The 13,546-nt window shown below is 68.3% G+C and carries 13 protein-coding genes; 7 read left to right on the forward strand and 6 right to left on the reverse strand.

Annotation, left to right across the window (positions count from 1 at the left end):
* Positions 1-116: 116 nt before the first annotated feature.
* The 6 genes from FFS49_RS17025 to FFS49_RS17055 form a co-directional block, all read right to left on the reverse strand.
* Complete coding sequence (locus tag FFS49_RS17025; protein WP_046549340.1) at positions 117-581, reverse strand: Ivy family C-type lysozyme inhibitor; 465 nt, start codon at positions 579-581, stop codon at positions 117-119.
* Positions 582-665: 84 nt separating this feature from the next.
* Positions 666-2,138 (reverse strand): amidohydrolase family protein, encoded by a 1,473-nt coding sequence (locus FFS49_RS17030; protein WP_137910135.1) that lies wholly within the window; start codon positions 2,136-2,138, stop codon positions 666-668.
* 128 nt (positions 2,139-2,266) lie between these two features.
* Positions 2,267-3,745 (reverse strand): sodium:solute symporter, encoded by a 1,479-nt coding sequence (locus FFS49_RS17040; protein ID WP_071333071.1) that lies wholly within the window; start codon positions 3,743-3,745, stop codon positions 2,267-2,269.
* The gene (locus tag FFS49_RS17045; RefSeq protein ID WP_137910137.1) at positions 3,742-3,954 is read right to left on the reverse strand and encodes a DUF3311 domain-containing protein; all 213 of its coding nucleotides are present in this window, start codon (positions 3,952-3,954) and stop codon (positions 3,742-3,744) included. The genes FFS49_RS17040 and FFS49_RS17045 overlap by 4 nt, the downstream gene beginning before the upstream one ends.
* A 39-nt stretch (positions 3,955-3,993) precedes the next feature.
* Positions 3,994-5,082, reverse strand: a complete 1,089-nt coding sequence (locus tag FFS49_RS17050; RefSeq protein ID WP_171026777.1) for a porin — start codon at positions 5,080-5,082, stop codon at positions 3,994-3,996.
* A 334-nt stretch (positions 5,083-5,416) separates the two neighbouring features.
* Positions 5,417-6,304 carry an IclR family transcriptional regulator gene (locus FFS49_RS17055; RefSeq protein ID WP_105817200.1) on the reverse strand — a complete coding sequence of 296 codons (888 nt, stop codon included), beginning with the start codon at positions 6,302-6,304 and terminating at the stop codon, positions 5,417-5,419.
* 294 nt (positions 6,305-6,598) lie between these two features.
* On the opposite strand from FFS49_RS17055, the gene FFS49_RS17065 reads away from it, so the two are divergent.
* The 7 genes from FFS49_RS17065 to FFS49_RS17095 are packed head-to-tail and all read left to right on the forward strand — an operon-like array spanning position 6,599 to position 13,414.
* The gene (locus FFS49_RS17065; RefSeq protein WP_039364160.1) at positions 6,599-7,681 is read left to right on the forward strand and encodes an ABC transporter ATP-binding protein; all 1,083 of its coding nucleotides are present in this window, start codon (positions 6,599-6,601) and stop codon (positions 7,679-7,681) included.
* The gene (locus tag FFS49_RS17070) at positions 7,682-8,659 is read left to right on the forward strand and encodes an ABC transporter permease (protein WP_105817202.1); all 978 of its coding nucleotides are present in this window, start codon (positions 7,682-7,684) and stop codon (positions 8,657-8,659) included.
* Positions 8,656-9,450 (forward strand): ABC transporter permease, encoded by a 795-nt coding sequence (locus tag FFS49_RS17075; RefSeq protein ID WP_105817203.1) that lies wholly within the window; start codon positions 8,656-8,658, stop codon positions 9,448-9,450. The genes FFS49_RS17070 and FFS49_RS17075 overlap by 4 nt, the downstream gene beginning before the upstream one ends.
* A gap of 2 nt (positions 9,451-9,452) precedes the next feature.
* Positions 9,453-9,797 (forward strand): (2Fe-2S)-binding protein, encoded by a 345-nt coding sequence (locus FFS49_RS17080; protein ID WP_039364151.1) that lies wholly within the window; start codon positions 9,453-9,455, stop codon positions 9,795-9,797.
* Positions 9,794-11,227 carry an NAD(P)/FAD-dependent oxidoreductase gene (locus FFS49_RS17085; protein WP_105817204.1) on the forward strand — a complete coding sequence of 478 codons (1,434 nt, stop codon included), beginning with the start codon at positions 9,794-9,796 and terminating at the stop codon, positions 11,225-11,227. Before FFS49_RS17080 ends, FFS49_RS17085 begins: the two co-directional genes overlap by 4 nt.
* The gene (locus FFS49_RS17090; RefSeq protein ID WP_105817205.1) at positions 11,220-12,371 is read left to right on the forward strand and encodes an FAD-binding oxidoreductase; all 1,152 of its coding nucleotides are present in this window, start codon (positions 11,220-11,222) and stop codon (positions 12,369-12,371) included. Before FFS49_RS17085 ends, FFS49_RS17090 begins: the two co-directional genes overlap by 8 nt.
* Complete coding sequence (locus FFS49_RS17095; RefSeq protein WP_046549329.1) at positions 12,368-13,414, forward strand: ABC transporter substrate-binding protein; 1,047 nt, start codon at positions 12,368-12,370, stop codon at positions 13,412-13,414. Before FFS49_RS17090 ends, FFS49_RS17095 begins: the two co-directional genes overlap by 4 nt.
* Positions 13,415-13,546 lie beyond the last annotated feature (132 nt).

Genomic DNA, 13,546 nt, shown 5'->3' on the forward strand with positions numbered 1-13,546 from the left:
GCCGGCAAAAGAAAAAGGGCGCCGCGCATGATCGCGCGACGCCCCTGCTTCACTTCGGCCGGCCCGTTCGTGCAGCGATGGCGATCGATGCCTGAACGGCCGTCAATCGGCCGGCGTCACTTGTAATTGAACGCGTCCGGGTGGTTCTCGAGGCTGCCCGTCAGTGCCGCATACAGAATCGTCCGTCCGTCGATCGATTCGTTACCGCCGCCGATATTGAGCCACGTCAGCTTCTCGGCGCCCTCCTTCGGACCGGCAACCGACAGCACCCCGTACATGACCTTCTTCTGCGGGTCGTACAGCACCGCGATGCGCTCCGACCCGCACCTGTGCGGCTTGCAAGCGGTCATCACGTAGACGTCGTGCCCGCCGAACACGACGGTGGTTCCCGGAGATTCGGTGCCGTTCGTCACCCACGCAGGCACCGTGTGCCCTTTCTTCATCGCGGCAAACGCGTCGCTCGCCGCGCGATCGCCGGGGATCGCGCTCATCGTCCAGGTTTTCGTCGGCGTGGGGCCCGCGGCCCATGCGGCCTGGGCAAGGATCAGCGCGGCAGCGGCGAGGGGAATCCTGGCGTTCATTTATCTCTACTCCTGTCAATGTGGCGATTCCTTAGTCGCCGCGACACCGACAAGAGTTCTGCCCGTCGTGTCAAATTATGTCAGTCAATAGCGGCTGCGCCCCCACAGCGTCTTCGGCTCGTCGAGCAAATGACGCAACCCGCTGCGCTCGATCGTGATTTCCGCGACTTCGTTCACCCGCTCGAGAATCGCGCGCTCGTCGACCGACAACACGCGCCGATCCTCCATCAGCACCCTGCCGCCGACCATCGTCATGCACACGTCGGCCGCGTTCGCGAAGCACGTCACGCGATACACCGGCATGTTCATCGGCATCATGTGCGGCCGAAACAAGTCGACGAGGATGACGTCGGCGAGCTTGCCGGCTTCGAGCGAACCGACTTCGTGATCGACCGACAGCGCCTTCGCCGCGTCGATCGTCACCATCTCCAGCACCTTGCCGTGCGGCAGCACGTCCGGGTCCCGGAAATGCCGGCGGTGGTAATGCATGCACTGCCACATGTGGCGGAACATGTCGTAGCCGCGATCGGGCGCCGCGCCGTCCGACGCGATCGCCACCGTCACGCCCGCATCGATCAGCTCGGGCACCGGGCAGCGACCGATGATCGACATGATCGCGCTCGGGTTATGAACGATCGCGGTGCCCGTCTCGACGCATGCCGCGATGTCGTCGTCGGTCAGGTCGATGCTGTGCGACATGAACGACGTCGGGCCGAGCAAGCCGAGCTCGCGATGCGCGAACGCGAGCGTACCCGCGCGATGGCCGTCCTGCGTGAACGTCAGCCCGCGCTCGCGCGCCAGCGCGCCGTAACGGGCGGCCTGGTCGCGGAAGTCGTGTTCGTGCTGCGCGAGTTCGGGGTCGTGCTCGGGCCCGTACACGGGCAGCGTGAGCGCGATGCGGATCCGGCCATCGGCATCGCCGTGGCATTCGTCGATGATGCTTTTTGACACTGCGTACATCGTGTCGAAGTCGATGTCGCGCGTGTCGCTGCCGTCCGGCGTGTGGCGCGTATAAGCACGCGGCGCGGGCGGCCGGGACGGGCCGACCGCGACGATCGAGCGCGTACCGGTGCGCACGACCGCATCGCAATGGCGCCGTGCATAGACCGGATCGTCGACGCGCATGATTGAATTGCCGCCGCCAAGCAGCGACACGCCCGTCGTCACGCCGGCCTTCAGCCGCTCGAGCGCGGCAAGGTGCGACTCGGTTTCCCAGAATGCCTCGTCGGACGCACGCGTGTAGATCGTCTCGGCCGCGGCCGACCATGCGTCGCCGTCCGCGCCGCCGATCGTGCGCAGCATCGCGTGGCCCGCATGCGCATGCGCATCGATCAGGCCCGGCAGCACGGCCTTGCGGCGCGCGTCGATCGTGCGTGCGGCGCGGTAGCGGGCCTGCAGTTCATCGGTGCCGCCCACGGCGACGATACGATCGCCCTTCACGGCAACCGCGCCGTGCTCGATCACGCGCCGCTGCGGGTCCATCGTGATCACGCAGCCATTCGCGATCAGCGTGTCGATCGCTTCGCGGTTGTCCGCTTGATTGCCCTCGGTAGTCATCGCACAGTGTCCTGTTGTCGTTCGATTGATTTCAATGCCTTCCGGCCGTTACGCCGTTACGCCGTTACGCCGTTACGCCGTCACGCCGTCACGCCGTCACGCCGTCACGCCGTCACGCCGTCACGCCGTCACACGGACCCGGCCGGCGCCGCGATACGCGCCTTCAGCCTGCGCTGCCCCGCGCTGATCACGATGAACACCACCGCATTCACCGCGAGCGCGACGAGCCCGGGGTTGATCGACGTCAGCGTGTTCGACGCGCCCGGGAACAGCGACGCGAGCGTCACGCCATAGTAGTTCGTCATCGCGATCACGATCGCGCCGGCCGCGATGCCCGCGAACGCACCTTCACGCGTACCGAACGGCCGCTTCAGGAAGCTCGACGCGAGCATCGGCACGAGCTGCGTGAGCAGGCTCGACGAGAAGATCGCGAGCGTGACGAACGTCGCGCCGCCGCGCAGCACGAAGTAGACGACCACCAGCGTGAAGATCGGCAGCGCGATCCGTGCAACGCGCGTCACCTCGCGGTCGGTCGCGTTCGGCGCGAAACCTTCGCGGTAGATGTTGCGCGCGATCGTCGTCGATGCGTTCAGCATGATCAGCGAACCCGGCACCAGCGCGGTCAGCAGGCCCGTGCCGCCGACGATGCCGACGAACCATGCGGGGAACGTCTGCTTCACGAGGCGCAGCAGCGCAAGATCGGCCTGCGCGCCTTCGAGCCCGTGCACGGTCATCACGGCCGCGAAGCCGACGAGGAACAGGAACGCGATCAGCACCTGGTACAGCGGCATCAGGATCACGTTGCGGCGCAGCGCGCGCTCGTCCTTCGCGACGTAGATCGCGGTGAAACCGTGCGGGTACAGGTAGTAGCCGAGCGACGTGAGCAGGATCGTCGAGTTGTACCAGCTCAGGTTGAAGCCATGCTCGGGCATGCGCAGCAGTTCGGGATGCGCGGCGTCGATCTTCGCGAACATCGCGCCGAGACCGCCGTAGTAATGCATCGGCAGGTACAGGCCGAGGAAGATCGCGATGGCGAGGATCAGCACGTCCTTGAAGATCGCGATGCTCGCCGAGCCGTGGATGCCCGACACGACCATGTACACGGCCATCAGCGTCGCGGCGATCCAGATCGCGGCCGCTTGCGGAATCAGCCCGTACGACATCTCCGACACGATCACGCCGAGCCCGCGCAACTGGATCATCAGCAGCGACACCATCGCGAACACCGCGACGACCGACACCAGCACGCCGATCGCACGGCTGTCGTACTTCGCCGCGAAGTAGTCGGCGAACGACACGAGCCCGCGCGCCTTCGCGTAACGCCAGATCGCCGGCAGCATCCAGTAGCCGATCACGAACGCGAGGCAGCCGTACGACAGGATGTAGAACGCGGGCACGCCCTTGCTGTAGGTCCAGCCGCTCGCACCGAGGAACGAGAACGTCGAGAACGCTTCGCCGGCCATCAGCAGGAACGTGAGCAGCGAGCCGAAGCCGCGGCCGCCGACCGCCCACTGCTCGAGCGTGAGCTTGCGGCCGCGGCGCGCCATCACGCCGATCGCCAACGCGAACACGGCGAACGCCGCGATGATGAGGATCGATGCGTTCATCGCGTGTCTCCCGAGCGGCCGGCGCGGGCCGCGTCGCGTTCATCGAGATGGAACAGGATCGCGAGGATCGCGGCGGTCGCCGCCATCCAGATCAGGTTCCACACGAGCAGGAACGGCAGGCCGAACAGCAGCGGCCGCACCTCGGCGATCGAGCCGCCCGCATACATCCCGACGAACGGCAACGCCGCCAGCAACAGTTTGAGTTTCATTTCCGTCTCCTCCGGAAGACACGCGAACGCGTCAGGACATCAGAACTTCTGGCGGATGCCGACCACCACCGCCACCTGCGACGTCGTCGACGACGGGCCGTCGGTCCCGTCGATCCACGCACGGCCGACGCCCGACGACGCCTTCTGGTAGAAGCCGTTCACGTACACGTCGGTGCGCTTGGACAGCAGGTACTGCGCGCCGGCCGATACCTGTTGGTAGTGGCCGCTGTCGCTGGCGCGCGCAACCTGCGTATAGGTGTAGCCGGCCGCGGCCATCAGCGCCGGCGTGATCAGGTAGCGCAGACTGCCTTCGTAGTTGTTGAAGCGCAGCGCGCCGCCCGTCGCCTGCCCGAAGTTCGAGCCCGTGTACAGCAGGCCGAGCGTCGCCGGCCCGATCGCATAGCTGCCGCCCGCGCCCCAGATCTGCTGGCGGATCGCGTTGCCGAGGCTCGCGCCGAACACCGATGCGGACGCCGGATAGTAGTTATCCGAAGCAACCGCGCCGCTCGTGCTGACCGCCGGATGGTTCACGCGTGCATACGCGGCGCCCGCGTTGAGCGGCCCGTTCACGTAGGTGACGCCCGCGCTCCAGCTGTTGTCGTTCGCGAAGCCGGTCGAGTTCGAGAAGCCGTACACGAGGTTCGCCTGCAGGCCCGCGATCGTCGGCGACACGTACTTCACCGCGTTGTTGGTGCGGAACGTGTTGTTGATGTCGTCGTTGTCGAACGGGTGCGTCGAGTACTGCGCGAGGAAGCTGCTCATCTGCAGCGAGCCAAGGATGTCCTGCGTCGAGTTGTACTGGCGGCCGAGCGTCACCGCGCCCCAGTTCGCGCCGCTCAGGCCGACCCACGCCGAACGCCCGAACATCCGGCCGCCCTGCCCGAGCGCGCCGTTCGCGACGTTGAAGCCGTTCTCGAGGCGGAAGTTCGCCTTCAGCCCGCCGCCGAGATCCTCGGTGCCGATCAAGCCCCAGCGCGGGCCCGATTCGTTGCCGCCGGTGAATTGCCACAGCGCATGGCCCTTCGCGTTGTTCGTGTAGGTCACGCCCGCATCGACGATCCCGTACAGCGTCACCGTCGACTGCGCGTGCGCGGCGCCGGCGAACACCATCGCGATGGCCGCGCTCATGCACGCGGCGCCCGTCTTCCCACCCTTCATTCGCACCATCTCCGTCTTCTCCTCTCCAAACCTGTTCATCGATGTGTTGTGTTTTTTTGATCCTGCCCACACGCGCCGATCGGGTTGTATAGACAGTCGCTGGATGGTATCCAGCCGCAATCACATCAAGAAATGAAATGTTCAACTGGGCGGCAGTTGAAATTCGAATGACGGGGAGATGAGCGGGGGCGGTGCGCCCCTGCAAGAGAAACGAAAGCGCGCAAGTCGGCTGGACGCGGCGCGCTTTGCTCAGACGTGAATGGCTAGCGTAAGCAAGCTGACGAAACGGCGACGCGTGATGCGCCTATGCGGTTTTCCCGGATAGCCCGTGCATCGGCCGCCGCAGCGCGGCGTCGAACGGGTTCGTGCGCGGCCCGATCGCATCGGCCTGGCGCCGCAGCAGTTCGACGACCATCGGCATGCGGTCGTCGCCGAGGCGCGACGCCAGCGTGCCGACGCTCAGCGCGCCGACCGGATACCCGGTGCGATCGAGAATCGGCACCGCGACGCCGGCCATCCCGTCGAGCACGCCGCTGTTGCGGCCCGCGTAACCAAGTTGCCGCACGCGTTCGATCTCGGTGCGCAGATACACCTCGTCGAGCACGCCATAGCCGCGAATGCGCGGCACGTTGAAGCGGATCACTTCCTCGCGCTCCGCTTCGGGCAGGAACGCGAGGATCGCGAGACTGCCCTGCCCGACGCCGAGCGCGATGCGCCCGCCGATGTCGCCGGTGAACGAGCGGATCGGGAACGGCCCTTCGCACAGGTCGAGACACACCGCGTCGAAGCCGCTCTTCACGAGCAGGAAGATCGTCTCGCCGAGACTCGCGCACAGCCGCAGCAACGCGGGGCGGCACAGCGTGCGCATGCTGCTCGGGTTGCCGGCCTGCGCGGCGAGCGCGAAGAAGTCGACGCTCAACCGGTACAGCTTCGACTGCTCGTCCTGCTCGACCATCCCTTCGGCGATCAGCGATTGCAGGATCCGGTGCGCGGTGCCCTGCGTGAGGCCGACGGCCTTCGCGAGATGCGTGACGCGCACGCCGTCCTGCTGCATGCCGGCCAGCGCGCGCAAGATCGCGAACGCACGCTGCAACATGCCGGTGCCCGGCGCACCGGCCGGATCGGCGGCGTCTTCGTCCGGGTGCGCCGCGCGTGCGCCCGGCGACATTCCGGGCGAATGGGGTTCCTGCATGCCGGCTCTCCTCGATGATTTCATTGAACGGAATACGCGAGCCGCCATTGTCGTCCGGCCGAAAATCCGCGGGCATCCGGGTGTACACGGGATTGACGCGTGTGTTTCGCGGCTCGACCGCTCGTCATCCAGCGGAACGATTTTCACGGGATTCGACCATCCATTCCGCTGACCGGAATTTTTTCCAAATTCATCCCGTTCAGCAGAATTCGAAATTGACGCTCCGAAATATGGCTGGCTAGAGTCCGCGTCATCGGTACACCGGCCACGCGGTGTGCGAACCCGGAGCTTCCCATGTCGTTTCTCACGCTTACGGATCTGACGAAAACCTTCGGCGACCTCACCGCCGTCGCCGACGTCAACCTGTCGGTCGAACAAGGCGAATTCGTGTCGCTGCTCGGGCCGTCGGGCTGCGGCAAGACCACCACGCTGCAGATGATCGCCGGCTTCGTCGACGTCACGCGCGGGCGCATCGCGCTCGACGGGCAGGACATCACGCACCTGAAGCCGAACCGGCGCGGGCTCGGCATCGTGTTCCAGAGCTATGCGCTGTTTCCGCACATGAGCGTCGCGGAAAACGTCGGCTTCGGCCTCGACATGCGCGGCGTCGACAAGGCCGAGCGCGCCGAGCGCATCCGCGCGGCGCTTGCGCTCGTGCGCCTCGACGCCCTCGCGCACCGCTTTCCGCGCGAGCTGTCGGGCGGCCAGCGGCAGCGCGTCGCGATCGCGCGCGCGGTCGTGATCGAACCGCCCGTGTTGCTGCTCGACGAACCGATGTCGAACCTCGACGCGAAGCTGCGCGAGGACATGCAGTTCGAGCTGCGCGCGATCCAGCGCAAGATCGGCACGACGACGATCATGGTCACGCACGATCAATCGGAAGCGCTGTCGATCAGCGACCGCGTGGTCGTGATGGAGGCCGGCCGCATCACGCAGACCGACACGCCGTACCGCGCGTACGAACGCCCGGAGAACCACTTCGTGTCGCAGTTCATCGGCAAGGCGAACCTGCTGCCCGGCACGATCGTCGCGCACGACGGCGACGCGATCCGCATCGACCTCGGGCACGATCTCACCGAGACGGGCCATACCGCGCACCTGCCGCCGCGCGAGCGCGACGTGCGCATCGGCGACGCGGTATCGGTCTGCATCCGTCCGGAAAAACTGAGGCTGTGCACCCCCGACGCCGGCCGCTTCGCCGCGACCGTCACGAGCCGCTTCTTTCTCGGCAGCCAGTGGCTGTACCGCGTCGACAGCGCGCTCGGCGAAGTGCTCGTATGCTGCCAGAACGAAGGCGCGGAACCGCTCGCGGAAGGCGCGCCGGTCGGCATCGACTGGCACAGCGACGCGGTGCGCGTGATGCGCCGGGAGGCCTGAATGCGACAGCCCTCCCGCCCGCTGACCACCGACGGCGTGCCGGCCAGCCTCGCGCAGCCCGACGCGCCGGCGGCCACGCCGGCACGCACCGCCGCCGGACGCGCACCGCGCGCGACCTGGCGCGCGCATGCGCCGCTGTGGCTGATGTGCGCCCCCGCATTCGCGCTGTTCGCCGCGCTCGTGCTCGTGCCGCTCGCGATGACGCTCGTGCTGACGTTCTACCGCTACGACCCGGCGACGGGCGCGATCGCCGCGTTCCAGTTCGGCAACTACGCGGAAGTGCTCGGCTCGTCGTACTTTCACACGATCTTCCTGCGCACGTTCGGGATCGCCGCGCTGACCACCGCGATCTGCGTCGCGATCGGCACGCCGGAAGCGTACGTGCTGTCGAAAATGCGCGACCCGTGGCGCTCGCTGTTCCTGCTCGCGATCCTCGCGCCGCTGCTCGTGTCGGTCGTCGTGCGTGCGTTCGGCTGGAGCATGCTGCTGAACACGAGCGGGCTCGTGAACCAGGCGCTCGGGCTCGTCGGCCTCGGGCCGTACAAGCTCGAATACACGACCTTCGCGATCGTGATCGCGCTGGTGCACGTGATGCTGCCGTTCATGGTGATTCCCGTGTGGACCGCGCTGCAACGGCTCGATCCGCAGACCGAGCACGCGGCGCTGTCGCTCGGCGCGTCGCCGTTCACGACGCTGCGCCGCATCGTGCTGCCGCAGCTGATGCCGGGCGTGCTGTCGGGCAGCCTGATGGTGTTCGGGCTGTCGGCGAGCGCGTTCGCGATTCCCGGCCTGCTCGGCGGACGCCGGCTGAAGGTCGCGGCCACGGCCGTGTACGACGAATTCCTCGGCTCGCTGAACTGGCCGCTCGGCGCGACGATCGCGGTGCTGCTGCTGGTCGCGAACCTCGTCGTGATGCTCACCTACTACCGCGTGCTCGAACGCCGCTACGCGCGCAGCCTCGGAGGCGCATCCCGATGAGAAAGAACGGCCCCTTCGCCCTCGCGTTCCACACGCTCGTGATCGTGTTCGTGCTCGCGCCGCTCGCGATCGTCGTGCTGGTCGCGTTCACGCCGGACGAAACGCTGACGCTGCCGGCCCACGGGCTGTCGCTGCGCTGGTTCCGCGCGATCCTCGACTACCCCGACTTCGTCACCGCGTTCTTCAACAGCCTGAAGCTCGCCTTCGCGTCGGCGACGCTGTCGCTCGCGATCGCGCTGCCGGCGGGCCTCGCGATCGGCCGCGCGACGTTTCCGGGCCGCGCGTTCCTGAACGGGCTGCTGCTGTCGCCGCTGGTGATTCCCGGCCTCGTGCTCGGCATCGCGTTGCTGCGCTTCTTCGCGCTGATCGGCGCGACCGGCTCGTTCGCGTGGCTCGTGCTCGCGCACATGATCGTCATCACGCCGTTCGTGATGCGCCTCGTGCTTGCGTCCGTCGCCGGCCTCGACCGCAGCATCGAGCAGGCCGCGTGCTCGCTCGGCGCGGACCCGTGGACGATCTTCCGCCGCATCACGCTGCCGATGATCGTGCCCGGTATCACCGGCGGCTGGCTGCTCGCGTTCATCAACAGCTTCGATGAACTGACGATGTCGATCTTCGTCACGTCGCCGCAGACGGTCACGCTGCCGGTGCGCATGTACATGTACGCGACCGAGTCGATCGACCCGATGATGGCGTCGGTGTCGGCGCTCGTCATCTTCATCACCGCCGGCGCGATGCTGCTGCTCGATCGCGTGTACGGCCTGAACCGCATCCTGATCGGCCAACACTGACGATGACTTCCGTTTCCCGTTCAACCGAACCCGTCGACGACGGCGCGCAGTTCGTGCGCGTCGCCGAGCGCGAGCGTGCCGCCGTCGCGTTCACGCTCGACGGCCGCCCCGCGCAGGCACTTGCCGGCGACACCGTGCTCACCGCGATCCTCGTCGCGCAGCGCCGCGTGCGTACCAGCGAATTCAGCGGCCTGCCGCGCGCGGGCTTCTGCCTGATCGGCGCGTGCCAGGACTGCTGGGTGCGCACCGAGGCAGGCGCACGCGTGCGCGCATGCTCGACGCCGATCGCCGACGGCATGCGGATTCTCACAGGCGTGCAGCCCGTTGCAACCGGAGACTCGCGATGAACGACGCACTGCAACCGGTGATCGTCGGCGCGGGCCCGGCCGGGGTACGCGCGGCCGAGGCGCTGGTCGACGCGGGGCTGCGCCCCGTCGTGATCGACGAGAACGCGCGCTGGGGCGGGCAGATCTACCGGCAACCGCCGGCGAGCGGCGCTTTCGTGCGCAGCAAGCGAACGCTGTACGGGTTCGAAGCCGCCAAGGCCGACGCCGTGCACCGGACCATGGCCGCGCTGCTGCCGCACGTCGACTACCGGCCGGACACGCTCGCGTGGGCATGCGGTGCGGGCCGCGTCGATACGCTGCAGGGCGGCCGCGAAGTCACCGTGCCGTATTCGCACCTGATCGTCGCGAGCGGCGCAACCGACCGCATGCTGCCGGTGCCGGGCTGGACCCTCGCAGGCGTCTATACGCTCGGCGGCGCGCAGGTCGCGCTGAAGGCGCAGGGCTGCGCGATCGGCCGGCGCATCGTGTTCGCAGGCACGGGGCCGCTGCTGTATCTCGTCGCATACCAGTATGCGAAGGCCGGCGCGCAGATCGCGGCCGTGCTCGACACGAGCCCGCTGCGCCGCCAGGCTGCCGCCGCGCCCGCACTGCTGCGCATCCCGTCGATCTTCGCGAAGGGGCTCTATTACATCGGCTGGCTGCGCGCGCGGGGTATCGCGATCGAAACGGGCGTCACGCTCGAGCGCGTGCTCGGCGAGCACCATGTGACGGGGCTCGCCTGGCGCGCAGCCGGCGCCGATGCACCGCCGCGCGAGCTCGACTGCGATGCGCTCGGCCTCGGCTTCGGCCTGCGTGCGGAAACGCAGCTCGCGGATCTTGCCGGCTGCCGGTTCGGTTTCGACCCGGTCAACCGTGCGTGGCTGCCCGAGCGCGACGCGGCCGGCCGCACGTCGGTGCGCGGGATTTACGTCGCGGGCGACGGCGCGGGCATCGCGGGCGCCGACGCGGCCGAAGCGTCGGGCCGGCGCGCGGCGCTCGCCGTGCTCGACGATGCCGGCATCGCGCCGCCGTCGCCGTCCGGCAAGCCCGATGCGGCGACGCTCGAACGCACGCTCGCGCGCATCGGCACGTTCCGCGCGGGCCTGGAAGCGGCGTTCGCGCTGCCCGTCGAGCAGGCCGCGCGCTGCGCCGACGACACGATCGTGTGCCGCTGCGAGGAGATCGATGCGGGCACGCTGCGCCGCTGCATCCGTGACGGCGCAGCGACCGAACTGAACCGCTTGAAGGCACTGACGCGCGTGGGGATGGGCCGCTGCCAGGGCCGCATGTGCGGCGATGCGGCCGCGCTCGTCCTGGCCACCGAAACCGGCCGCCCGCTTGCCGATATCGGCCGGTTGCGCGTGCAACCACCCGTGAAGCCGTTTCCGATCTCGGCCGCGCTCGCGGGCGACGATGTCGCGGCGATTCCCGACGAGGCGCGCGATGAGTGAGCACCGGCATTACGACGTCGCGATCGTCGGCGGTGGCCTCGTCGGCGCATCGGCCGCGCTGGCGCTGACACGGCGCGGCCTGCGCGTCGGGCTGTTCGAGCGGCGCGACTGCGGCACGCAGGCAAGCGGCGTGAACTACGGTGGCGTGCGCTGCCAGGGCCGCCCGGCCGAGCAGCTGCCGCTCGCGCTGCGTGCGCGGCGCATCTGGGATCGCCTGCCCGAGCTGATCGGCATCGACGGCGAATTCGTCGTGTCGGGCCACTTGCGGCTCGCGCGCAGCGACGCTGATCTCGACGCGCTCGACGCATACGCGACGCTCGCCGGCGAGCACGGCCTGCCGCTGCAGGTGATGCGCGGTGACGCGTTCCGCCGCCGCTATCCGTGGCTCGGCCGCGCGGCGCTCGGCGGTTCGCTGTGCGCGACCGACGGCCATGCGAACCCGCGCCTCGTGTCGCCCGGGTTCGCACGCGCGGCCCGCGCGGCGGGCGCCGACGTGTTCGAGCACACGCCGGTCGACGACGTTCACCACGACGGCACGCGCTTCCACTTTCAAGCAGGCGGCCGCGCGTGCAGCGCAACGTGGCTGATCAATTCGGCCGGCGCGTGGGCGAACACGATCGCCGAGCGCTTCGGCGAAGCCGTGCCGATGGAGCCGATCTACCCGAACATGTGGGTGACCGAACCGCTGCCGCCGTTCATCACGCACAACCTCGGCGTATACGGCGGCGGCGTGTACGCGCGGCAAGTCGCGCGCGGCAACTGCGTGATCGGCGGCGGGCGCGGCCGCGGCGACGGCGAGTTCGGCCAGCCGTCGGTCGATACGACACGTGCGGCGATGCGCGACGCGTGCGCACTGCTGCCCGCGCTGCGCGACGCGCTGCTGATTCGCACGTGGAGCGGCGTCGAAGGCTGCACGCCCGACCACAACCCGATCATCGGCGCGAGCCGCACGACGCCGTGCCTGCTGCATGCATTCGGTTTTTCCGGCGGCGGGTTCCTGCTCGCGCCGGGCGTCGGCGACGTACTCGCCGATCTCGTCACGACCGGAGAAACCGCCACGCCGCTCGACGCGTTCTCGATCGGTCGATTCGCCCCGCAAGCCACGCCGACCATCCCTTTCCCTCAAGAGGAGACCCACAAGTGAAACTGCTCGGAACGATCGCGGCCGCCGCCGCCCTCTGCGTCGCCGGCGCGAGCGCGCCCGCGTTCGCGCAAACGAAGACGATCTACGTCGGCATGAACGGCGGCCCGATGGAGAAGGCCTATACGAGCCAGGTGCTGCCCGACTTCGAGAAGGCGAACAACGTGAAGGTCGTCATCGTGCCCGGCACGTCGTCGGACGTGCTCGCGAAGCTGCTCGCGAACCGTAACAAGCCGCAGATCCACGTCGCGTTCCTCGACGACGGCGTGATGGCGCGCGCGGTCAGCCTCGGCGTGTGCCAGAAGCTCGACGATTCGCCGGTGCTGAAGGAGCTGTACCCGTTCGCGCGGATGAAGGACGACGTCGGCGCGGGCGTGCAACTCGGGATGACCGGCATCGCGTACAACCGGAAGCTGTTCGCGGAGAAGGGCTGGGCGCCGCCGACGTCGTGGATGGATTTCGCCGATCCGAAGTACAAGGGCAAGGTCGTGTTCCAGTCGGCGTCGAGCAGCACGTTCGGGCTGCACGGCTTCCTCGCGATCAACCGGCTGCTCGGCGGCAGCGAGCAGAACGTCGAGCCCGGCTTCAGCAAGTGGGCGAGCACGGTCGGGCCGAACGTCGTCGAGTACATCCCGAACTCGGCGAAGATCTCGGAGATGGTGCAGACCGGCGAGGCCGGCCTGTTCCCGCTCACGCCGACCGGCGTCGGCGACCTGCAGGACAAGGGCATCCCGGTCGCGTACGCGAACCCGAAGGAAGGCCCGGTGCTGCTGCTCGTCGACCTGTGCGTGGTCGCGAACAATCCCGATCCGCAACTGGCGCAAAAGCTCGCGCAGTTCCTGCTGTCCGCACCCGCGCAGACGAAAGCCGCCGAAGCCGGCAAGCAGATCCCGACCAACCGCGTCGCGAAGATGCCCGCCGCGATGCAGCAGAGCCTCGGCAACGTCGACGATCTCGTGCGCAAGGTGACGGTCGTCGACTGGACGGCCATCAACGCGCGCCGTGCGCAGTGGGATACGCGCTGGAACCGGCAGATCGAGCGGTAACGGCATGCCGGGCGCGCGGGCACGGCCGCGCGCCGCATGACCATCATCAGCGGGAGTGATGACCCTCCCCTTTTTCTGCGGATTTGACCGGGGGCGCGGTGCCGACAACACTAGCCCGCAGTGCTGCACAGA

It is taken from the genome of Burkholderia sp. 4NA327C6 (genome assembly GCF_005502655.1).
Lineage (GTDB): Bacteria > Pseudomonadota > Gammaproteobacteria > Burkholderiales > Burkholderiaceae > Burkholderia > Burkholderia contaminans.

Bases quoted from the DNA above. Each gene is read 5' to 3' on its own strand.
- FFS49_RS17045 (WP_137910137.1), bottom strand. From the start codon at position 3,954: ATGAAACTCAAACTGTTGCTGGCGGCGTTGCCGTTCGTCGGGATGTAT.
- FFS49_RS17025 (WP_046549340.1), bottom strand. From the start codon at position 581: ATGAACGCCAGGATTCCCCTCGCCGCTGCCGCGCTGATCCTTGCCCAG.
- FFS49_RS17075 (WP_105817203.1), top strand. From the start codon at position 8,656: ATGAGAAAGAACGGCCCCTTCGCCCTCGCGTTCCACACGCTCGTGATC.
- FFS49_RS17070 (WP_105817202.1), top strand. From the start codon at position 7,682: ATGCGACAGCCCTCCCGCCCGCTGACCACCGACGGCGTGCCGGCCAGC.
- FFS49_RS17050 (WP_171026777.1), bottom strand. From the start codon at position 5,082: ATGAGCGCGGCCATCGCGATGGTGTTCGCCGGCGCCGCGCACGCGCAG.
- FFS49_RS17065 (WP_039364160.1), top strand. From the start codon at position 6,599: ATGTCGTTTCTCACGCTTACGGATCTGACGAAAACCTTCGGCGACCTC.
- FFS49_RS17085 (WP_105817204.1), top strand. From the start codon at position 9,794: ATGAACGACGCACTGCAACCGGTGATCGTCGGCGCGGGCCCGGCCGGG.
- FFS49_RS17030 (WP_137910135.1), bottom strand. From the start codon at position 2,138: ATGACTACCGAGGGCAATCAAGCGGACAACCGCGAAGCGATCGACACG.
- FFS49_RS17040 (WP_071333071.1), bottom strand. From the start codon at position 3,745: ATGAACGCATCGATCCTCATCATCGCGGCGTTCGCCGTGTTCGCGTTG.
- FFS49_RS17080 (WP_039364151.1), top strand. From the start codon at position 9,453: ATGACTTCCGTTTCCCGTTCAACCGAACCCGTCGACGACGGCGCGCAG.
- FFS49_RS17090 (WP_105817205.1), top strand. From the start codon at position 11,220: ATGAGTGAGCACCGGCATTACGACGTCGCGATCGTCGGCGGTGGCCTC.
- FFS49_RS17055 (WP_105817200.1), bottom strand. From the start codon at position 6,304: ATGCAGGAACCCCATTCGCCCGGAATGTCGCCGGGCGCACGCGCGGCG.